Origin of the sequence: Anaerobutyricum hallii (assembly GCF_900209925.1) — a bacterium.
GTDB classification, from domain to species: Bacteria; Bacillota; Clostridia; order Lachnospirales; family Lachnospiraceae; genus Anaerobutyricum; species Anaerobutyricum soehngenii.
In genome coordinates, this window is record NZ_LT907978.1 from 1,779,511 (window position 1) to 1,800,373 (window position 20,863).

Annotated in this window: 17 protein-coding genes, 1 pseudogene and 1 CRISPR repeat array; of the genes and pseudogenes, 3 read left to right on the forward strand and 15 right to left on the reverse strand. The window is 37.5% G+C overall.

The genetic code is table 11. The features are described from left to right. Positions 1-211: 211 nt before the first annotated feature. The 9 genes from EHLA_RS08145 to cas5c all read right to left on the reverse strand — a co-directional run bounded on the left by EHLA_RS08145 (position 212) and on the right by cas5c (position 9,618). Positions 212-436 (reverse strand): hypothetical protein, encoded by a 225-nt coding sequence (locus EHLA_RS08145; RefSeq protein WP_096240193.1) that lies wholly within the window; start codon positions 434-436, stop codon positions 212-214. A 226-nt stretch (positions 437-662) separates the two neighbouring features. After that, positions 663-3,290 (reverse strand): pyruvate, phosphate dikinase, encoded by a 2,628-nt coding sequence (ppdK, locus tag EHLA_RS08150; RefSeq protein WP_096240195.1) that lies wholly within the window; start codon positions 3,288-3,290, stop codon positions 663-665. 234 nt (positions 3,291-3,524) lie between these two features. Further along, a CRISPR array of direct repeats spans positions 3,525-3,816; the repeat unit is 31 nt; unit sequence TTTCAATCCACGCCTCCGCGAAGGAGGCGAC. 319 nt (positions 3,817-4,135) lie between these two features. Then, the gene (gene cas2, locus EHLA_RS08155; protein WP_096240197.1) at positions 4,136-4,426 is read right to left on the reverse strand and encodes a CRISPR-associated endonuclease Cas2; all 291 of its coding nucleotides are present in this window, start codon (positions 4,424-4,426) and stop codon (positions 4,136-4,138) included. A gap of 10 nt (positions 4,427-4,436) precedes the next feature. Then, on the reverse strand, positions 4,437-5,468 hold the full coding sequence (gene cas1c / locus EHLA_RS08160; RefSeq protein ID WP_096240199.1) for a type I-C CRISPR-associated endonuclease Cas1c: 1,032 nt from the start codon (positions 5,466-5,468) through the stop codon (positions 4,437-4,439). Next, on the reverse strand, positions 5,465-6,142 hold the full coding sequence (gene cas4 / locus EHLA_RS08165; RefSeq protein ID WP_096240201.1) for a CRISPR-associated protein Cas4: 678 nt from the start codon (positions 6,140-6,142) through the stop codon (positions 5,465-5,467). The genes cas1c and cas4 overlap by 4 nt, the downstream gene beginning before the upstream one ends. Continuing rightward, complete coding sequence (gene cas7c / locus EHLA_RS08170; protein WP_096240203.1) at positions 6,129-6,989, reverse strand: type I-C CRISPR-associated protein Cas7/Csd2; 861 nt, start codon at positions 6,987-6,989, stop codon at positions 6,129-6,131. The genes cas4 and cas7c overlap by 14 nt, the downstream gene beginning before the upstream one ends. Continuing rightward, positions 6,990-7,970 (reverse strand): type I-C CRISPR-associated protein Cas8c/Csd1, encoded by a 981-nt coding sequence (locus EHLA_RS08175; RefSeq protein ID WP_096240205.1) that lies wholly within the window; start codon positions 7,968-7,970, stop codon positions 6,990-6,992. Further along, positions 7,910-8,893, reverse strand: coding sequence for a type I-C CRISPR-associated protein Cas8c/Csd1 (locus EHLA_RS08180; protein ID WP_096240207.1), 984 nt, complete (start codon positions 8,891-8,893; stop codon positions 7,910-7,912). Before EHLA_RS08180 ends, EHLA_RS08175 begins: the two co-directional genes overlap by 61 nt. After that, positions 8,890-9,618: a type I-C CRISPR-associated protein Cas5c gene (gene cas5c, locus EHLA_RS08185; protein ID WP_096240209.1), complete on the reverse strand. Its 729-nt coding sequence runs from the start codon at positions 9,616-9,618 to the stop codon at positions 8,890-8,892. The genes EHLA_RS08180 and cas5c overlap by 4 nt, the downstream gene beginning before the upstream one ends. 162 nt (positions 9,619-9,780) lie before the next feature. Between cas5c and EHLA_RS08190 the strand changes: the two are divergent. Next, positions 9,781-11,170, forward strand: a pseudogene (locus EHLA_RS08190) (transposase). Positions 11,171-11,416: 246 nt separating this feature from the next. Here the strand turns inward: EHLA_RS08190 and EHLA_RS08195 are convergent. The 6 genes from EHLA_RS08195 to EHLA_RS08215 are packed head-to-tail and all read right to left on the reverse strand — an operon-like array spanning position 11,417 to position 18,406. Continuing rightward, entirely contained in the window at positions 11,417-12,691 is a 1,275-nt protein-coding gene (locus EHLA_RS08195; RefSeq protein ID WP_096240210.1) for a hypothetical protein, read from the reverse strand. A gap of 3 nt (positions 12,692-12,694) precedes the next feature. Further along, positions 12,695-13,798, reverse strand: a complete 1,104-nt coding sequence (locus EHLA_RS08200) for a CRISPR-associated endonuclease Cas3'' (protein WP_096240212.1) — start codon at positions 13,796-13,798, stop codon at positions 12,695-12,697. A gap of 30 nt (positions 13,799-13,828) precedes the next feature. Further along, positions 13,829-13,960: a hypothetical protein gene (locus EHLA_RS16780; RefSeq protein WP_278277451.1), complete on the reverse strand. Its 132-nt coding sequence runs from the start codon at positions 13,958-13,960 to the stop codon at positions 13,829-13,831. Between the two features lie 37 nt (positions 13,961-13,997). Beyond that, entirely contained in the window at positions 13,998-15,842 is a 1,845-nt protein-coding gene (locus EHLA_RS08205) for a hypothetical protein (RefSeq protein ID WP_096240214.1), read from the reverse strand. Positions 15,843-15,853: 11 nt separating this feature from the next. Beyond that, positions 15,854-17,467, reverse strand: coding sequence for a VWA domain-containing protein (locus EHLA_RS08210; protein ID WP_096240216.1), 1,614 nt, complete (start codon positions 17,465-17,467; stop codon positions 15,854-15,856). A gap of 42 nt (positions 17,468-17,509) precedes the next feature. Then, the gene (locus EHLA_RS08215) at positions 17,510-18,406 is read right to left on the reverse strand and encodes an AAA family ATPase (protein ID WP_157908567.1); all 897 of its coding nucleotides are present in this window, start codon (positions 18,404-18,406) and stop codon (positions 17,510-17,512) included. Between the two features lie 382 nt (positions 18,407-18,788). Here EHLA_RS08215 and EHLA_RS08220 point away from each other — a divergent pair, with 382 nt between their 5' ends. Together EHLA_RS08220 and EHLA_RS16510 are read left to right on the forward strand one after the other, a co-directional pair. Then, entirely contained in the window at positions 18,789-19,505 is a 717-nt protein-coding gene (locus EHLA_RS08220; protein ID WP_096240220.1) for a DUF3800 domain-containing protein, read from the forward strand. A gap of 809 nt (positions 19,506-20,314) precedes the next feature. Beyond that, positions 20,315-20,815 carry a DUF6431 domain-containing protein gene (locus tag EHLA_RS16510; RefSeq protein ID WP_197702350.1) on the forward strand — a complete coding sequence of 167 codons (501 nt, stop codon included), beginning with the start codon at positions 20,315-20,317 and terminating at the stop codon, positions 20,813-20,815. The last annotated feature ends 48 nt before the right edge of the window (positions 20,816-20,863 follow it).

Consider the following 20,863-nt stretch of genomic DNA (forward strand, 5'->3'; position numbering starts at 1 on the left):
ACGCCCGATTTTCTCGGGCGCCCTTGACATGCAATAGAATCCATGCTACGAAATAAACAACAGGCTGAATAGCAAAGTATGCCATTCAGCCCATTACATTATATTTTTGTATTCTATAAACCTATGATTTTATCATCAATCTGAGAGGTTTACACAGAATAATTTACACTACCATCTATTTCGGTTCTTCCCTATTTTTTACGATTTAAAATTATTTAATTCTTTTATTTGAACGTGATATTAAATCAAGAACTTCTTGAAAACTGAGATTCTTCTCCTTTGCGGCAGAAAAAATCTGTTCCATTTCAATACTTTCCCGTTCTTTATTTAATGCAATCAACTCTGTTTCACATATAGATATTTTTTCTTTTAACTTATTTATTTGAGCAGTTTTTTCTTCAATTCTAGTATATACACTTTTAGGTTTTCTAGGCATATTATGTTCTCCATTCTTTTATTTATTAAGGTACATCTGGAATGGAATTTATTTAATAAATTAAAAATATAAGGGATAGAATGTTCTCCTATCCCTTATATTAAGTAGACTTTTATTTCCATTTTATCGGGGATATTAAACTGAGAATTCTTATAATAATACTCAAGAGTATCTTTTGTAAGATTTCTTGGAATAGTAAATGCCCCGATAAATAAAGGATTTTTGATTAATGTTTCATGCTTATCGCTGCCTGTGCTGCTGCTAATCTTGCGATAGGTACACGGAATGGTGAACAGGAAACGTAATCTAATCCAATTCTATGACAGAATTCTACGGATGATGGGTCTCCACCATGTTCTCCACAGATACCACAGTGTAATTCAGGTCTCTGACCTTTTCCTAATTTAACTGCCATATCCATTAACTTACCAACACCATTCTGATCAAGTTTAGCAAATGGATCGTTCTCGAAAATCTTAGCATCATAGTAAGCGTCTAAGAACTTACCAGCATCATCTCGTGAGAAACCGAATGTCATCTGTGTTAAGTCGTTTGTACCAAAGCAGAAGAACTCAGCTTCTTTAGCGATTTCGTCAGCTAATAATGCTGCACGAGGAATCTCAATCATAGTACCAACTTCGTATTTCATGTCAGAACCAGCAGCTTTGATTTCTTCGTCTGCTGTCTTAACAACGATCTTCTTAACGTATTTTAATTCTTTTTCTTCACCTACTAATGGAATCATGATTTCTGGAACGATTGTCCAGTCAGCATGTTTAGCCTGTACAGCTAATGCTGCACGGATAACTGCTTTTGTCTGCATAACAGCGATTTCTGGATATGTTACTGTCAGACGGCATCCACGATGTCCCATCATAGGGTTGAACTCTTTCAGACTTTCAATAATAGCCTTAATAGTTTCTACCGATTTACCCTGTGCATCTGCAAGTTTTTTAATGTCTTCTTCTGTCTGAGGTACGAACTCATGCAGTGGTGGATCTAAGAAACGAATTGTTACAGGATTACCTTCCATAGCTTCAAATAACTGCTCAAAGTCTCCCTGCTGATATGGAAGAATCTTATCGAGTGCAGCTTCTCTTTCTTCTACTGTATCAGAACAGATCATTTCACGGAATGCATCGATTCTGTTACCTTCAAAGAACATATGCTCAGTACGGCAAAGACCAATACCTTCTGCTCCAAGCTCACGAGCCTTCTTAGCATCTGAAGGTGTATCAGCGTTTGTACGAACCCCCATTGTTCTGTATTTATCTGCCCAAGCCATAATACGGCCAAATTCACCAGCAATTGTAGCATCTACTGTAGGGATAATTCCATCGTAGATATTACCTGTAGAACCATCAAGAGAAATAGAATCTCCTTCATGGAATTCTTTTCCTGCTAATGTGAATTTCTTATTTGCTTCATCCATTACGATGTCACCACATCCGGATACACAGCAAGTACCCATACCACGAGCAACTACTGCTGCGTGAGATGTCATACCACCACGAACTGTCAGGATACCCTGAGCGCTCTTCATACCTTCGATATCTTCTGGGGATGTCTCAAGACGAACAAGAACAACTTTTTCCCCTCTCTCTGCCCAAGCTTTGGCATCTTCAGCAGTGAAGACAATCTTACCACAAGCAGCTCCAGGAGAAGCTCCAAGTGCTTTACCCATTGGTGTTGCAGCCTTTAATGCAGCAGCATCAAACTGTGGATGTAATAATGTATCAAGGTTACGAGGGTCGATCATTGCAACAGCTTCTTCTTCTGTTCTCATTCCCTCATCTACTAAATCACAAGCAATCTTTAAAGCAGCCTGTGCTGTTCTCTTACCATTACGTGTCTGAAGCATGTATAACTTCTTGTTCTCAACAGTAAACTCCATATCCTGCATATCTCTATAATGATCTTCAAGAGTCTGACAAACCTGTTTGAACTGTTCAAATGCTTCTGGGAATTTTTCTTCCATCTGAGCGATTGGCATTGGTGTACGAACACCAGCAACTACGTCCTCACCCTGTGCATTTGTAAGGAATTCTCCCATAAGCTTCTTCTCACCTGTAGCAGGGTCACGAGTAAATGCAACACCAGTACCACAGTCATCTCCCATGTTACCAAATGCCATACTCTGTACGTTAACAGCAGTACCCCAGCTATAAGGAATATCGTTGTCACGACGGTAAACATTAGCACGTGGGTTATCCCATGAACGGAATACGGCTTTGATAGCTCCCATTAACTGTTTCTTAGGATCATCTGGGAAATCTTCACCGATTTTCTCTTTATATTCAGCCTTAAACTGAGATGCCAGCTCTTTTAAATCTTCTGCTGTAAGATCAACGTCCTGACTTACACCTTTTTTAGCTTTCATCTCATCGATTAATTCTTCAAAATACTTTTTACCAACTTCCATAACTACATCAGAATACATCTGAATAAATCTTCTGTAGCAATCCCAAGCCCAACGTGGGTTTCCGGATTTAGCGGCAATAGTCTCTACTACTGTCTCATTAAGACCTAAGTTAAGGATAGTATCCATCATACCTGGCATGGAAGCACGAGCACCTGAACGAACTGATACAAGAAGTGGATTCTCTTTATCACCAAATTTCTTTCCTGTAATCTCCTCCATCTTCTCAATGTACTCATTAATCTGTCCCTGAATCTCATCATTGATCTCACGACCATCTTCATAATACTGAGTACAAGCCTCTGTTGTAATTGTGAATCCCTGTGGTACAGGTAATCCAATATTTGTCATCTCAGCCAGATTGGCTCCTTTACCACCAAGAAGATTTCTCATTGTGGCATCGCCTTCTGTAAACAGATATACCCATTTTGCCATTGTTGTGTTCCTCCTTCAATTAACTATCAACATTACTTTATGCGCTTTCCTCACGCGCAATATGAGTATAGCACAAACGAATAAAAAATGCTATAATTTTCCGTCATTTTTTTGCAAAAATTTATCATGGACTATATTTTTTTGCAACATTCACGATAATTTTAATTTTTTTATACAAAAGAGACTATTTGATGGGGTGTTTGCCGTTTAATTCGTTGGGTGGACAATCAGATATTTCAATCCACGCCTCCGCGAAGGAGGCGACTCAAGACTGGCTTGCAGTATTCATTGATGTAGCATTTCAATCCACGCCTCCGCGAAGGAGGCGACAAGGAGCCTTACATCTTGGCGAAACAAGATGATGTTTCAATCCACGCCTCCGCGAAGGAGGCGACGTTCCTCCCCACTTTTTATTAGGGTCAAAACTTGTTTCAATCCACGCCTCCGCGAAGGAGGCGACGCAAGAACGACAAATAGATATGTAGAGCAAAAGCGTTTCAATCCACGCCTCCGCGAAGGAGGCGACCGCAACATATTGTGATATTTCAGCTATCATGTACATATCTAGTCTCAACAACTTTTTTGTCCGCTATTTTTAGCTTTATATCGCAATATGTTGTACTATTCTTTCTTTTTTAAGTGCGAATGCCCTGCGTTTTTTGCGTAGCTTATGATTCGCACTATGTTTAATTTTTAATATTTTCTATATTTTATTTCAAGGTATTCCTTTTTAACGAAGATAATAAGAAACTTTTTCTTTCTACATTTAACTATATCTAAATTTAGAAAGATTTTTGAAAAAGGGATTTTGTCGCAGATACGATTGTTTATTTTGTAACCTGGAATCAGATAATTAAGGTTTCTTCTAAGTCAATACTTGTTTTTGTTCCGTAGTGTTCTACTTTATTTTTGTAAGCATTGCCTAGATAATAGAATCTTAGGCTATCTTTATCCATATCAATTATTTCGAGTAGTTTTGCTTTTACCACCTTTGTTTTTGCATTATCCATAATGCATTCAAAAACAGAATTTTGAACTCTTTGTCCGTAATTCTGACATTCTTTTGCTACTTTCCTTAAACGTTTTTTTCCTGAAGCTGTCTCTGTATTTACATCATATGTTATTAATACAAGCATTTCTCACCTCTTATTTCCACAAAAACACAGGATATTCATCCAAATCCCCGCGAATAAGTCTGGCTAACAATAACGCCTGAACATGAGGTAGGAGACCCCATTCTATTTTATCACCGAGAAATGGATGTTTGATTTTATCTCGTTTTCTGCCCTGCCACGCACTAATCATTGTTTTGCGTCCTGTATCGTTCATTAAGACCGCTCCATTTTCCTTTTTTACAAAATGCTCCGGTTTAATCGTCTTTTTATTAATTAATGTTAATACAAAACGGTCTGCATATACAGCTCTTAATTCTTCCATTAAATCTAATGCTAAAGAGGTTCTTCCCGGTCGGTCTGTATGAAGAAAACCAACATAAGCATCTAAACCGACTGCAGTTAAAGCTGCGGCACATTCATTTGCCAATAATGTGTATGCAAATGATAACATGGCATTGACATTATCTAATGGCGGACGTCGATTTCTGTTTTCAAAGAAAAATTCTTCTTTATTTTGTAGAATCAATTGGTCGAATGCAGAAAAATACTGACTTGCCGCATTGCCCTCAATTCCTCGAATGCTATCCATTGAATCACATTCTAATAACTGCCGAATGTGCTCATCCAGATTGGCGGTCACTTTTTTGATGGCATCCACATCAACCTGCAGGGCATGGTCTCTTGTTGCTCTTTCTAATACCCATTTACTGTTGTATATTTTACCAATAATCATATTTCTGGCAATAGGGATACTATCTTCTAGCGAATCTGAAATTCTATACTGCTGTTTTCTTAAAATAACATTTCCCCTGTTCTCTCCGCTTACGGATGCTAAAAACTGTCCATTTTGATTCATAAAGCTTAGGGAAATTCCTCTTTTCGCACAGGCTCCCATTAATGCAGGACTTGCTCCAGTGTAGCCAAAGGTCACAATTCCTTCGAGATTATGTAGTGGAAGCCGGATAAGTATCTTCTTTTCCTCCAGAACCAGCACATTTTCTCCATCTAATGCAAGATAACGTTCTGGAGTTGTTACATATAGTGTATTTAATAATTTTCTCATAACTCCCCGTCTTTTATCGTTTTTAAAATGTAAGTGTGTACTGACTTTTTCTTTGAAAGCTGTGGCAGACATATATTTTTCAGTGAACAGGCATTGCAGGACTTTGTTCTTTTAATGTTTGGTGTATACTGCCTGTCAAAATACTGATGCATCTGTAGACATATATTTTCCACTTCTTGACGAAGAGAATCTGTTATTTCCACATGTTCTCTCCGTTTTGTTGTCCCGTAATATAAGTCACCTTCTTCTATTTTTGTGCACATCATTTCTTCAAGGCATATTGCCTGCGCCACAAGCTGTAATCGGTCAGCATTATTTTCTTTTGGCTCTCCCTTTTTGTATTCTACCGGATGTACTTTATAGAGTCCTTCTCTTTCATATAGATGTACGCCTTCTTCTCCTTTTTTGCATTTTTTAAATTCTACCACATCACAGATTCCACTAATCCCAAGATATTTAGAATATACTCTCATCTGACGAGAAACAACCAGATTCTTTCTCGTTTCTATCTGCGGGCCATCATGTGCCCGCTTGTGCATAATGTTTCCCTCTACTGTCCGTACATTCTCTTCCCATTGATTTTCGATATGAATTAATGCCCACTGTCTTGTACAAAATACAAAATGCTGGATTCCAGAAAGCATCAAATAATCTTCTTCATTATAAACCTTCATATTCTTCCACCGCCAGTCCAGGTAACTCGTGGCAGATAATCTCATAATCTTCTATCTTTCTTGGATTACGAACTCCTTCTTTCTTCTTAATCTCAATACTATTATGCACTTTGTGAGAAGAATACTGTCCAATCTTGCAGTTGTGCTTCCACCAGTATAACTTATGCATTACCATACTTCCGTCTGGTCTTGCAGAGGAACTGTCGTTTACAAACAGAGTGCGGATAGCTTCTTTAATTTTTTCCGCATCTTCTTCGGTAAAACCTGTCTTTTCAGAAAGCTGTACATTAATACTTCCCTTTAATATGTAAACACCAAAGTCTACTCGATGCTTCATTCCCATTGTATCAGAGGATTTTCCTTCTTTATCTTCACTATTTACACTTTTTGTAATCTGCATGCTTGTGATATCTATTGGATCTACACTGAAAGCTGGCTGAACAGATACTGGACCACGAATACCTAAAGATAAGTCAGAACCTTTAAATGCAAATACCTGTCCAAAACTTCTAACATCCATCCACTCTTTACAGGCAATTTCATATCCTCTTTGTGCATCTGCTTTCTTTCCTTTTTTAAGTTCTGCTCCAAAAGCTTCATTCGCTTCTGCTCTTGCTTTTAAGCTCTTGTATCCATCTGTATTTTTATCATCGGACTGAACAAAAATATTTTCTCCTGCATCTAAAAGACGGTTTCGTATCTTTCTTTTAATGCAGACATCGGACATTTCTCCGTATCCTTCATAGGTAACTCGCGGCATGTTCCCGTTTAAAGGGTCCCCATTACAATTAGCATTCTCTACTACGATAATTCCTTCAAAATCAATCTTGTTCTGTAATACACCCATTTACTTTTCCTCCTCTTCTAACTTTTTTATTTTTTTCTCATCATTCTCTTTTTTGATTCGCTTTGCTTCCTCAATAGTTTCATATCTCTGACTGTCAAATCCCAAACAAAATGTACCATCTAAATTTCGTTTTTGCTGGAATTCTTCTTCAGAAATAGCTGCTGAAATTTCTCCAAGTAATGTCTGAAGGTTTCGGGCTCTCCCTCTTAACTTCATTTCATATGGTTTTAAATTTCTCTGAATAATCACCCATGTATCACATGGATTTTCACAAAACTTTGTGTAGTAACGCATTGCCGTTGTGGTTCTGTCTATCTTCTCCTCACGCAATACCCACGCTTCAATCGAATCTGCGATAGCTAACATTCTTCCGCACTTTGCGTCTAAACTCTCTGGTGATTTCATAACCAAACACTCCTCTCCTTTTTCTATCAAATGCTTTCTTGTCAACGCACAAGCTACTGATAATACCTGTTGCCATAAAGTTTTACTTTTATAATTTTGCGGATGCTGTGCCCGATGCACAACCTCTCTCATAATATCTACCGGCACAATTTTTCCATCAACAATGCATGGCAGAATTCTTTCTACCGCATTCGCAATCACTTTATCTGTTCCTTTTATAGAATTTCCCTGCTCTCTTCCATAAGTACATAATGCGATTTCATATGGAGAAGGTGCTCCTGTAAAATAAACTCGTTTCTGCAGTTTCTTATTATAAGAAGAAACATTCCATGCACAGTCTCTGTGCCACTGCTCGATTCGTTCAATCAGTTCATTTCCATCTGTTCCAAAGTACTCTCTGCTAAATATCACAGATAATCTTCCTGTCGTTGCTGCATCTACTCCTAACAATACAAAATGGCTGTCTGCCCGCACATTTCCATGATATCCTCTGATCGCTCTGTTAAATCGTTCAGCTACATCTTCCTGTATTGATACTGTCTTATCCTCTTCTTCTCCATAAAAAGCTGCAAAAATATCTTCCCCTTAGATGCAACACCCTCTGTACTTTCCAGAATAGATGGTACATTCTCTGATTTCACTCCCCACAGAACAAACTCTTTATCTCCTACTTTAACTCCTTGCCTTTCTATAAGCCACTTTAACGCATTATGAACTTTCTGTGAAGCTTCATAACTGATAGTATATGCTTCTCCGACATCATGAAAACGTCCACGATAAGTAAAGTTTGTCTTATCATTAGAAGATATCATCTTTGCTTTATCGCCGCTGTTTCTTATTTTAGAAGGGTGATTTACACATAACCTTTCTTCCCTTCCTGTTACCTGACAAAAGCCAATCTCTCCTCCATTACCCAGATAGTAATGGATATAATTTTCCTGCAGCTTAGTATCTTCCCATAAGTTAACTGCATCAACCTGGAAACGAATAAAGGCATCTTTTTGATCACCTACTATTAATTTCTCGCTTGCATTCTCCCATTTTTTAGTCAAATGCTGTTTTTCATCCAGAGAAAAGATTCCTCTTTCTATAAGATCATGTATTAGTCGATTTTCTTGCAAATATTTATAAAGAACTTCTATCTTATAATCGCCATACCCTGGGTCACACCACTTTTTTAAGTTCTCCATGTATTTTTGATGATGCTCCTCATTCCTTTCTCCCGTATATAATTCGTAATCACCAGCAAGATACTTTATCTTATCAAAAAGAGGATGCGGAGCCGCTCCCGAACTACGGCTTGCTGATTCTTCTGTTACAGGAATTACTGTATCTGAATCTTTTACTGGAAGAAAGCTTACGGCAATCACTTTCCCTTCTTTTGACAACTGCACTTCAAGATGTGCTTTTTGTGTGGAATGTGCTATCTTTAACAATCCCTCTTTTTCCTGTAATTCCAGATTATCATAAGTATCATACAACGCTCTCATCCAGCTCATTGTAGCTCACCACCTTCCTGATATCCAGAAAGAAGTTCCTCCTTGTCCACTCCTAAGATTGGAATATTACTAAGTTCTTTTTTCGTACCTTTTCTTAAGAAAATGGTATTTTCACATTCTTCTGGGCGGCAAAAATGAATAATACCGTTCTCCATCTGTGGATGCCAGAATCTTGAATATAAATTTCCCTCGTCATTCTGATTAGGATAGCATAAAGAATGATACATTAATCCAAAAGAAAGAGTCCCTTTATCATCATAGTATCCCAGCTCAGACATATCTCCTGGTTCAATATAGGCGGGACATTCTCTTGCCCCTAAAAATATATCTCTTCTTCCTCCTTTTTCAAGAGCACGCTTTGCCACGTAATAATGCTTGTTTTCATTCCAATCTTCCTGTAAATCGGGTCTTCTCTTATTAAACTCAAAATGGGCAGAAATAATATAGACAACATCAGACAAATATGTATAATAAGAAAGATCATTCCCTCCATTATACTTAATCGGTCGGATTCCTTTTCTTTCTGTACGAATTGGATTTAAAACCTTAACAGATTCTATGATCCAATTGATAGAGGGTTTCCAATAATTTCCACACACAACCCCTTTCAATGTCTCATAACTTGGAATCATCATGCTGCTTTTTTCTCCACCTATCTTTGTCATGGGGTCTGTAAATAATGCGTATTTCCCATAGACTTTCATAACAATTCTATTTGGTTTCATACTTCCTCCTTTCAAATTTATCTTCTATAGGCGTTTGCGAAACGCCACAAGTCGCATAAATACGTCATTTTTTTGTTGTTAAAAATAAAAATCTCCTCACGGTTTGTGATATAATGGAGTTGACTAGAAACCATAAATCACGCCCCGAAAGGAGATATGTCTATGATACCACAAAAACAACTCTCTTTGGCAGATATTTTTGAAGATTGTAAAGATATTTATGAATCTGACAAACCTCATTTCCTTACTCTGCTCGAAAATCACATTGACCTTGATAAAATTATTCCGACTTCTTTTTACAAGCATTACTACGCATCCACTGGAAGAAATCGTAAATATCCTTTGCATGCAATGCTTTGGGCTTTGATTATTCAACGCCTCTTTTCTATTCCAACAGATTCCCTCCTGTTAATCTTCCTTCATTATTCCAGACATCTGAGGGAATTCTGTGGCTTTACTAAAGTTCCTGACGCTTCAAAAATCACTCGTTTCAAACAGGATTTTTTAATGGACTTACAATCAGTTTTTGATAATCTCGTAGATATCACAGAACCAATCTGCCAGGACATTAACGGTAATCTCGCCTCTATGCTTTTGTTTGATACTTCAGGGATTAAAGCATATGTGACTGAAAACAATCCCAAATACGCCAACCGCATTATTAAACAGCTTAAGTCCTATGCTAAAGCTCATAACTTCGATGATTCTTATGATCCTTACAAGGCAGCCTATGCCTCTATGCCTGCATCCGCCGCTGCTAACCATGAAGTAAAGCAACAGTATGTGAATGGTCATTTCTGCTATGCTTATAAATTTGGCATTACGACCAATGGACTTGGCATTGTTCGCTCCATTGATTTTTATAACAAGGATTATCTGGATTCTCACCCTGACATCATTGTTGAAAAGAAATCAAAATCTCCTGATGAAGATAAATCACTTGCCGATTCGAAAGCCTTGATTCCAACCCTTAAAGATTTCAAAGAACGGCACCCTCTTATCAATCCCAAGATATTTCTTGGTGATGCTGCCTTTGATACGATTGAAATCTACAAATCCTTATTTGAAGATTTTAAATTTCAAAAAGCATTTATTCCTTTAAAGGTAAAACTTTCACTGGATAACGTGGATTATACATTCAATGAAAATGGTATTCCCTGCTGTCCTCATGATCCTTCACTCCCTATGAAACGGGAAGGTAGTAAGTCTCACTTAAGAAGTAATCTTCCGACCATGAAATTTGTGTGTCCCAAAATGAAATGGGAATACAATCGTGAAGACAAATCAAAACGACGGGTGTGCCACTGCGATAATCCATGTACAACTTCTTCCTGTGGCAGAATGATTTACGTTTATCCCGAAAAAAACCTTAGAGCATACCCCGGCGTGGAGCGTGGCTCACAGGAATGGGATGACACTTACAAAATCCGAGTAAATGTTGAAAAATCAATCAACCACTTTAAAGACAGTTTTTGTGTCGCTAACCGAAAAACAACAAACGAAAAAACACTTCATGCAGATTTACTTCTTGCTGGTATATCACAGTTATTAACTGTAGTTGTTGCCGACAAAATCCATCAACGACAATACATCAGAAGTTTAAAATCTTTCATAGCCTAGGACTTACCAACTCCATAAAACCGAGGGCTTATTAAAGTGCGCCTAAAATGTCCGGTTATCCACTTTTTATTCCAGGATTCGTGCTAAGCACGAATCCTTCCCTGTTTAAGTTCAAGATTGCGAACGAGCATCGCGAGTTTCGCAATTACCTATTATCTTCTATCTATTTATGTTAAATTTATAATTTATCAGGGTCTGCTTCCAATAAAATTCCCATTTCTTTTTCATCATAAAAAGCATAATTAAGGAGGTACACTCCCATATCTTCTTTAAATGTAATTCCACCAGCATCATAAATTTGTCTAAACTTATACCGATTAATATTTAAAGAATATTTTTTTGCTTTTTCTAACAGCTCCTTTCTTTCCGCCATACTCGTATATACTGTCACATCTTCTATCTGCCTCATTAACTCCTGTCCTTCTTCGAGATATGGAACAAGAACTATTGTCATATCCTCATCAATGACTTTAAAGTTTTCTGCCGCCCTTTTAAATTGAATCTTCCAGTTCAGTTTCGGACCTGTTTGATTTCTTTTAAGAGTCAACAACTCATAGATACTTCTTCTGCCTCCATCTATTGGATATTTAAAATTCCCACTACATTCGCTATCATTATAATAATCATCGAAATATTCTTTCATAAGTTCTGGTAATAAAATGTTCTTTTTCTCCTGTTCTGCCTTATAAAAAATAACATTACTCCACTTTTGACCAAGACGAATTTCCGACATATGTTCGTAGCTGCCCTCTTCTAAATTAATGACATAACAATAGCCCAGGCCTCTTTCACCATTTCGATTGACACGTCCTGCGGTCTGTACAATAGAATCTAATTTGGTCATATTTCTGATTGCCGCTTGAAAACTGATATCTACCCCTGCCTCAATTAAAGAAGTACTGATACAGAGCACCTGCTCTTCTTTCTTTAAAGCTTTCAATAATTCGTCTAAAACATCTTTTTTGTGTTCCGGACACTGATCTCCTGTTAAAAGGAATAATCGGGTATCCTGGGCTAAAACACCTTTTGTACTTTCTATATTTTGAGTTTCAACATCCTCCTCATTCTTCTGTAAATATCGGAATAAATCTTTCGCTGTCTTTATTTTATTTACGACAACTAAAAGACTGTTTACCTGTGCTTTTCTTTCCCATATAAAAGTCGCTGCATTTTTAATTGTATATGGTTCCATGGCACAGCAATTCTTTATTTCAACTCTTTTTAACTGCGTGAAATTTCCCTCTACCGCATTTATCAGTTCCCCTTTTACATTTTCCAGACTTATATCTTTAGAAATATTACTGAAATCCGGCTGTGTTGCTGTACATAAAATCGTTGTGGTATTCCCCACCCGATTCAAAAAATTAATCGCCCCGTTAAATAAAGCCATACATTTGACAGGAACCGTCTGAATCTCATCAAATATAATAACCGCATTCAACAGATGATGCATTCTTCACATATCTCTCGTTCCTTTTCCATAAAAGGTATTTAAAAACTGCACCATTGTTGTAAATACAATGCGGTTTTCCCATCGTTCTGTAAGCAGTCTGCAGTCCCGTTCCTCTCCCAAACTGTCCAACATTCTTTTATCATCTTCTGTTACATTAGAGTGATGTTCAAGCAAATCACAGTTTCCTCCTAAAACCTCTCTTATAACCTTTGCATTTTGTTCAATAATCGTTGTATAAGGAAGAACAAAAATAATTCTTTCCTTATTTGTTCTCTCACTATGCTCTAACGCATATCGCATACTCGATAAGGTCTTTCCTCCACCTGTCGGAACAGTTAATGTATAAATGCCACTCTCCTTCCTGCCTGCTTCAAAACATTCATCCGATATTCTCTGACGGATTGCATTCACTCTTTTTTTACCTGTATCTTCTAAAGCCTCTGACTTCTTTTGCAATCCAGAAAGGTACTCTTCAAACTTTTGCTTATATGCTTTCCAGGTCATTTGAATTTCGTCTTGTGCCTTTTCATAAGAAGTAAAATCCTCACCAGTCTCATAGCACATACTACTTAATCGGTCGGCATCTATCAACATACTGTAAATTAGCTTTATAAAGAGATTGGGCATAAAGTTGGCATCATTTTTTCTCTTATTTTTTTCTTCACTTCCTGTAGAAGATTTCAGAATAAGCAGTTTTATCTCTTCAATAGATTCCTTAAAAAGCTGTTCTATCTCCTGCTCCGTAATCTGTAAATCCTTAAAAAAAGTTACTTTTACCTGTTCATAATCAGCAAGTCTGTTTTCACCCTGAAGTCTCATCAACAATGGGCTGTCTCCATTAAAATCTTCTGCATCTGGGAGTCCTCCATGATGATAGCAAATAACATTTGCGAGTAGTTCACCCACTATCCTTCCATTCGGTCCGTACTTTCCTGATAAATCATAAATATATTTTGCTCCGTAAACACCATGATCAATACCAGATTGTCTTTTACTTTCTATCCCCTCTTTTGCCCGTCTCCATTCTTCGTGAATAAACCTCTGAAACTTAATGCTGTATTTTCCAAAATCATGAAGTAAGCCTGCAAGAGAAAGCGTATTTTCCAAAGTAGCTTTTTTATCAGAATGTAGCTCTTTTTAGCTAACAGGTCTCCTCAAGTCAACTCTTTTTCCCATAGCTGCTGCTAATTTCTGCACTTCTCTGATATGTTCTTTTAACTCCTGTTTTTCGAAATCATTTACACGAAATCTAGCTATATAATCGTTCATCTTATGAATCCTCTTCTCCTCATTTTTCTATTCTTTATTATCTTTTCAATATTTCCCGGTAAACCTTTAACCGGAATTTATCCGTTTCTGTCGATTTCCGCATTTTTACTAATACCTTGAACTCCTTTGGTGCTTTTTTTAGGAAACGAAAGATCTCATCCTGATATACACAGAAGAAGGATCTGTCCTCAAAAATAAGGTCAAGAAGTTCCAGATATTGCTTAATGCCTGTTTCTTTTTTCTGGTATCTCTGAAAATGCTTTTCACTATCTATGCTCCCGCCTTTTTTTATCAAAGGGATAGAGGAAAGACATCTTTCCCCGTCCAGTGTCATCTTTAAAAGGTAATATACTCCATAATAACCATCAATCCGTTTTCTCGTCAGGAGATTCTCTTTTAATAATCGAACAATGACTGTCGTTATCTCCTCTTTTGAAAAACTGTTGTACCGTCCAGCATTTTCAATATATCGGGGGTTCTGTAAATTGACTTTGGTACCACGAAGCATGGCACAGACCACATTTTCTGTGATATAATCCTCGTTCAACGCAACTGTCTTTAAGATGTCCTGAGTTAAAAAGTCAGACAACAGTTTCTCGTATTTTTCTATTAGTGCTTTTTCCTGCTCCCGAATCCGGACTTCCATTTCTTTATCGAGCCGCTTTATTTCTTTTTTTAGCTGTTTCCGCCAGACGGTAAGGGAGTTTTTGTAACACGGAACGTGGATGACACCGATGGATGTAATCCCGGATCTTGCTGCAAAGACTTTGGTATCTCCCTGTAACACACCTTTCCCGGAAACATAATGATAGCTACCCAGCAGTTCTTTTGCATCATGAAATGCTGTTTGGAAGCGTTTTTTCTCAAATTCTTTCTCTATCCCATCAGCAAAACGAATCTGCCCGTTTTTGATTAGAATCCCAGAGCCGACAAAGACCGTGGAAAAGTCATCCCCTTTTATCTGGCATTTCGGTGTCGTGTTATAAGTACTGGTGAAGCCGGATGGGTAGTTAACAGCATCAAGCCGTTTATCTAACCACTGCTGGTATCTGTTTACATACTTTTTCACTTCGGTATACATCCTGGATGACAAACAGACATCCTTCCGGCATATGGTCTTACGCATTTCTTCTTTTATGATGGCTAGTGCAGCCGGTTTGATGTAGGGAGTACGTATCAAGCCGTTTCCGGCATATTCTACGGAAAAACATTTGCTGCTGTCTGCCTGGCAGGGAATCTTTGCCTCCGCTTTTTTAAGGCAGATGTAAAAGCCCTGCGTAGGATGTGCTGTATAAGAGTGGGTATTCCCTTCCTGGATATATAAGGCATGCATGTTCTTTTTGACTGCTTTTTCATAGGCTTTCTCTATATTCCGGAGATTTTTCTTTATATGCCTAAGAACATAGGAGGTAAACGTAGCGTTGTCTTTCTTTTCATAGCCATCTGTGTAAAAAGAAAGCGGAATCTGGTATACAGCTAGGCTTTTTTTCAAACTGTCTCTGTTCTTTGCATAAATCAGATTAATCTCTGTCTGGGACGGTTTCTGGTTTGATAAGGATAGTTTCATAAACAATGGATTATCTTCTTTTAGCAGCATCTCTATATGCGGTTTTGCCCTGTTGTAATCTTCTTGAAATGTTTCTCTTTCTGTTTTCCGTTTTTCCCTTTTTTCTGATTTTCTTAATCTTTTTGTTTTTCTGGGAAGGACATCGTCTGAAAGGAGTTCTCCCTGTTTTGAAAATACTAATTGTTTCATGTTATAGGAAAACTTATAATTACCAGATTTAGATTCTCCAATATATTCCGCTATCTTGGGCAGGTAACCAAACCTATTCATGTTTTTAATGATATTTTCTTCTGTATGCACATCAAGATACCACATAACATCCCCTCCTATCGTATTTGGCTGATAAAACGGATTAGGTCAGCCGGAGTCTGTATCTCGTACATTGGTGCGAACGCTGCGTATACCGATGCGATCGAATCCCCCTGATTCCATTTGGCAGCCTGTTCTGTGTTCAGAAAAAACATTTTCTTTGCCCTTGCGTGGATGTTTTTCATCCATTCTGTTCCCGATGGGTTCTTATTGTTACGGTAATCGCCAAGAAACAGGATAAAACTGTCCTTTTTCAGATACTTCCGATTCTTTTTCCATAGCATCTCTAACGGACGGTTGTAATCGGAATACACCCCTTTTGCCGGGACAGCCTGCAGGACACTCTGAACAGCTTTATCAATACTATCCGTCTCCATGATTTCCGTTACATCATAGAGGGAGTTAACAAATACATATACCCGACAGCCTCCGGCAAACACATCTTTTAATAGGTACATGAACCCCAGCATCATTTCTGAAGCTTCTTTACATGAACCAGAAATGTCAAGAATAAGAATGAGATTTGACCTGTTGCGTTTTGACTTCGCAAAACAGACCTCAAACGGGATACCGCCGGTCTTGCAGGCAGCCTGTATCGTCTTTCCCATATCAATCTTCCGTCTTTCCTGTGTGTTTAAATATCTTCCGAGCCTTGTCTTAAAGGAAACGATATTCTGGCGGATGTATTGGTAGATATATTCTTTTTCTTTCTTGTCCAGTTTTTTAAACGGTTTCTCCATAAATTCCGGCAGAGTTTCCTCTAAAAGCTGTACAGCTCCCCCGCCGATAAAATTCTTCCGGTGTATTTTGGAGACCGATTTTTCGGTAAATTGCCTTGTCAGTGCAAAGAGCCGGCTATCTAGTTCTACTTGAATCCGTTTCTCTTCCCGTTCCAGTCTTTGAAGTTTATTTTCCAGTTCTATCTGCTGATTTTTCAATTCTTTTGTTTCCCGTGCAATCTTATCTTCGATATATTTTTCATAGTATATGACCTGTATCTTTGCTTTTTCCAGTATCTTAAATATATTCTGGTAGATTTCAAAAGCATCCATTTTTCCGGATAATAACGCTTTTTCTGCTTTTTCCGGCAGTTTTTTTCGAAGGGACTGAAAAGTTTTCTTGGAGTCCTCAGAAAGTTCTGTTTGGTCTTTGGACAGGGAAAGTAGCAGATTCTTCTCCTGTTTTGTAAAATACTGTTTGAATTTAACTTCCTGTTTTTTTAGGTAATTTTTCTGTGTTTTGGGGATATGAAGCATTTCCTTTTCTTCTAAGACTGCTTTCCTTTTCTCTTCGATTTCCTGTCTGACACCGGTAATCTCTTTTTGTATCTTTTCTTTTTGGGACTTACTGTATTCTATCTGTTCTTGGTGTTCTTTCCGAATCCGTTGTTTTTCTCTTGCATAGGATCCTTTGTAATCTTTTATATATTGGTAAAAATAGTCGGAAAAAGAATCGGCTTCTTCCTTGTTCCGACAGAAACACAGTTTCATTAATGGAATGATCTCCGCTTCTCTTGTAAAATCTGTCTCTTCATTTTTTAAAGATAAAAAGCGGCTGATCTTATTCTGTGTGACAGCATATCCCCTGTCATTTAAGTATCCAGCAAATTCTGTTATATAGTCAAAAATCATTTTTTACCACCTCTAAAAAGAATTCGATTCTGCAAGACACTATTAATGCAAATCTTTGATATTCGGCAGAATACCTGCATCCCGTACCCTCATCTGGTCTTCTTTGTTCTTGCACAACATGCACAGGGAATCTGCAATATTAAAATCTTTATCATCCATCAGTTTCTGCAGATAGCTAGCCCATGTGATGCCTTCTGAAATAGACGGAATCTGTTTCAGGCACAGGCTCTGCAACTGGTAAAGACAGGATGCCACCCCTTCGATGATTGTTGGAGACGCTTCTGCTTTCATTTTCAAAATCTCCACAATCTCTTCTTTTGTTTTTCTTGGAAGGTACAGATAATTGCATCTTCGCTTTAGTGCATCGGATAAGTCCCTGTAGTTGTTCGATGTTAGTACGACAACGGGCTCCATCCCTTCTTTCGCCTTTACGGTGCCATATTGGGGAATGCTCAAGGAGAAATCATCTAAAAACTCCAATAGCGTGTATTCTAATTCTTCTGATGCTTTGTCTACCTCATCAAAGAGCAGGACATACCGTTGCTCTCCCCAGATAGACTCCAATACCGGGCGACGGATTAGAAAATCCTTTCCATAAAAATCAATCGTTTTTGCTACATCCATCGCTTCGTTAATCGTCTTCCCATCTAAATTTTTCGCTAAAGTACTCTGAATTGCCTGGATGGAAAGTAGCTGTCTTTGGTAGTTGTAATCGTACAGTATCTTGTCCGCAGTCAATCCCTCATAAAACTGAACACGCAACACAGAAAGCCCAAAGGCTTGTCCCATTGCTAAAGCGAGGCTTGTCTTTCCCTGCCCCGGGTCAGACTCGACCAATAATGGGACACCATGTAGTGCCCCATAAGCTGCCATGACAATCTCATCATTTGGCAGGTACCCATTTTTTGTAAGCTGTTTTCTGATATCTGATAAACGCATATTTTCCCCCTTTTTCTTCATCCTTGTCTCATTTTACCACAGGGCATCTCAGCCTGTATGATTTTTTAATCAATTTGTATAAATCTTAGCATATAACAGAAAGATAAGAATTTTTATAATAACTTTCAAGAATGCCCTGCATTCTTGCTGCGAGATGCTAATCCAGATGATTTTAATGCATGGTAACACCCATATTTAAATTGTAACATATATACTTTATAGTCACAATATGTTATTTCAATCTCCGCAACTTGCATTAAAATATTTTATCAACAAAAATACACAGAAATTTTTATATACAAAACTCTTATAATTCATTTGCTCTTTCACATACTGCCTGCTATAATCATCTACATATATTTTAAACGAAGGAGTATAAACTTTGATATTTTATATTGATGAATCCGGATCTATTAATAATCATCTCTCTCATAATAAGCATTTTGTAATTGCTTTAGTCAGAGTTCTTAATAAAAAATCTTTAAAAAGATCTTACAAACGATTTGTTTCTTCTAATTATGATAGACTTCTTGAATTAGATAAAGATAAGTATCACCCCAAAACGGGAAAACTCATAAAAGAAGGGGACAAAATGTTTTCTAATGAAACTTTTAAAGAACTTAAAGGTTCCCAGTTTGACAAAGAAATGAAAAAAAGTTTTGTCGATTTCTTTTCTCGTAAACCATCATTTGAATTGTATATCATTAAAATAAAAAATTCAGAATTAACTGATCAATTTTGCCAAAATACTGCGAGAGTGTTTAATTACACCATAAAGTTAGCTATGGAATACTTTATACATAGGGGATATATCCCAAAAGAAGATTGTTCACTTCAACTTGATGAGCGAAATGAAAAAACTGAATCAAGATTTTTTCTCGAAAATTATCTTAATACTGAACTATCCATGAATGGAACCACTGACAAGAAATTTGATGTTACATATTATGATTCATCTGATAATAATCTTATTCAAATTGCTGATGTCTTTGCAAATCTATATTACTCTCATTTGCAAACAGGTGGTTATAAAAATGAATTAAAAAAATTAGAAGAAGCAGGTATCCTAAAATTTGTTTTTACTTTTCCTAAACAATAATGATTTTTTCTTGGAATATTGACAGTTTTTCTTGCATATGATAAGATAAAGCTACCAACAGTAAGTCCTATATCAGTGCCATTATCGAGGTAAGTGTCATGTGTTGGCATCGCTGCTAGGCTATTGGTAACTTAGTATAATTAGACCAATCTCTTGATTGGTCTTTTTATTTTACCAAAAAAGAACCCACACCCTTACAGGCATAAGTCCTTTCAAATTTAACATTCTTGGTCTTACAATTAAGTCGCTCATATTAATCCTTCCTTTCGTTTTATCTATTAACATATATTAGTATATAAAAATAATAATTAAAGATAAAGTATAATCCTGTCCCATATAATGAACCCTGAATATAAATTAGCAAAAGCACTTAATTGTAGCATAGAGGATATTATAGATGTATCAGATTCTGACACATTAGAGAAATAATTTGTAAAAAAGTGCCTCTTTCCTTTTTCTCTTGCACATATGTTCTGCACAGAGTATAATGACCCTATAAATGAAAAAATCCGGTACTGACAATACCGGATTTCAAGTTACCTATCAACCAAGATGGCTGATAATAATCAACGATTTAGGATTTAATAAATCTTCTGTTTCTACTTGGTGCAATAGTGTTATTGACCTCTTAAAATAGCGTAATAATGATTAGCTTGCGTGTCTCTGGATTGTTCTGTATACTGTCATTAGTTTACAGAAAGAAAAAAGTCTCAGAGCACCTTCCCTGGAAAGTCGTGTACTCTGAGACCTGGTCGCTAAAACCATGGTTATTATATCAGACTATACGTTAACCCTCAAGGGGAATTCAGGTGTTTTTTGTTGAGAGCAGTGTGACCAGCCATATATGTCCCAGATGTCAGGGGATTCTTGCCTACCGGGATTCACGCGTACGTATCCGAAGGAAAGAAGGCGGACGTAAGGAGCGTCTGATGATACGACGTTTCAGATGTAAAAACTGCCATTCCTATCATAATGAACTTCCGGATTGCCTCTCCCCGTATAAGCATTATGAAACTGAGGTTATATCAGGAGTTCTTGATGGAGTTGTCACTCCTGAAGATGCTGATTCCGAGGACTATCCGTCCATGCAGACCATGCAGCGCTGGCTCCTGTGGTTGCAGGTCAATCTGACCAACATAGAAGGCTACCTTAGAAGTGCCGGCTACAGTATCTTCAGACTTGGGGAAGGAGTCCTCTTCTCCAAAGGTTCACTGCTCGAAGCTATACGAAAAAAATATCAAAGCTGGCTGGAGATCATTCTCCGCCTGATCTATAACAGCGGGGGATTCCTGGTGCCGATCCCCTGGTAGCACTGTGCACCTACTTTGGTTCGTCTGTCACCGGCTGCTTCTGTATAG

Excerpts from the sequence above, each read along its gene's own strand:
- EHLA_RS08145 (WP_096240193.1), bottom strand. The coding sequence starts at position 436 with ATGCCTAGAAAACCTAAAAGTGTATATACTAGAATTGAAGAAAAAACT.
- ppdK (WP_096240195.1), bottom strand. The coding sequence starts at position 3,290 with ATGGCAAAATGGGTATATCTGTTTACAGAAGGCGATGCCACAATGAGA.
- cas2 (WP_096240197.1), bottom strand. The coding sequence starts at position 4,426 with ATGCTTGTATTAATAACATATGATGTAAATACAGAGACAGCTTCAGGA.
- cas1c (WP_096240199.1), bottom strand. The coding sequence starts at position 5,468 with ATGAGAAAATTATTAAATACACTATATGTAACAACTCCAGAACGTTAT.
- cas4 (WP_096240201.1), bottom strand. The coding sequence starts at position 6,142 with ATGAAGGTTTATAATGAAGAAGATTATTTGATGCTTTCTGGAATCCAG.
- cas7c (WP_096240203.1), bottom strand. The coding sequence starts at position 6,989 with ATGGGTGTATTACAGAACAAGATTGATTTTGAAGGAATTATCGTAGTA.
- EHLA_RS08180 (WP_096240207.1), bottom strand. The coding sequence starts at position 8,893 with ATGAGCTGGATGAGAGCGTTGTATGATACTTATGATAATCTGGAATTA.
- cas5c (WP_096240209.1), bottom strand. The coding sequence starts at position 9,618 with ATGAAACCAAATAGAATTGTTATGAAAGTCTATGGGAAATACGCATTA.
- EHLA_RS08195 (WP_096240210.1), bottom strand. The coding sequence starts at position 12,691 with ATGCATCATCTGTTGAATGCGGTTATTATATTTGATGAGATTCAGACG.
- EHLA_RS16780 (WP_278277451.1), bottom strand. The coding sequence starts at position 13,960 with ATGAACGATTATATAGCTAGATTTCGTGTAAATGATTTCGAAAAACAG.
- EHLA_RS08205 (WP_096240214.1), bottom strand. The coding sequence starts at position 15,842 with ATGTGGTATCTTGATGTGCATACAGAAGAAAATATCATTAAAAACATG.
- EHLA_RS08210 (WP_096240216.1), bottom strand. The coding sequence starts at position 17,467 with ATGATTTTTGACTATATAACAGAATTTGCTGGATACTTAAATGACAGG.
- EHLA_RS08215 (WP_157908567.1), bottom strand. The coding sequence starts at position 18,406 with ATGCGTTTATCAGATATCAGAAAACAGCTTACAAAAAATGGGTACCTG.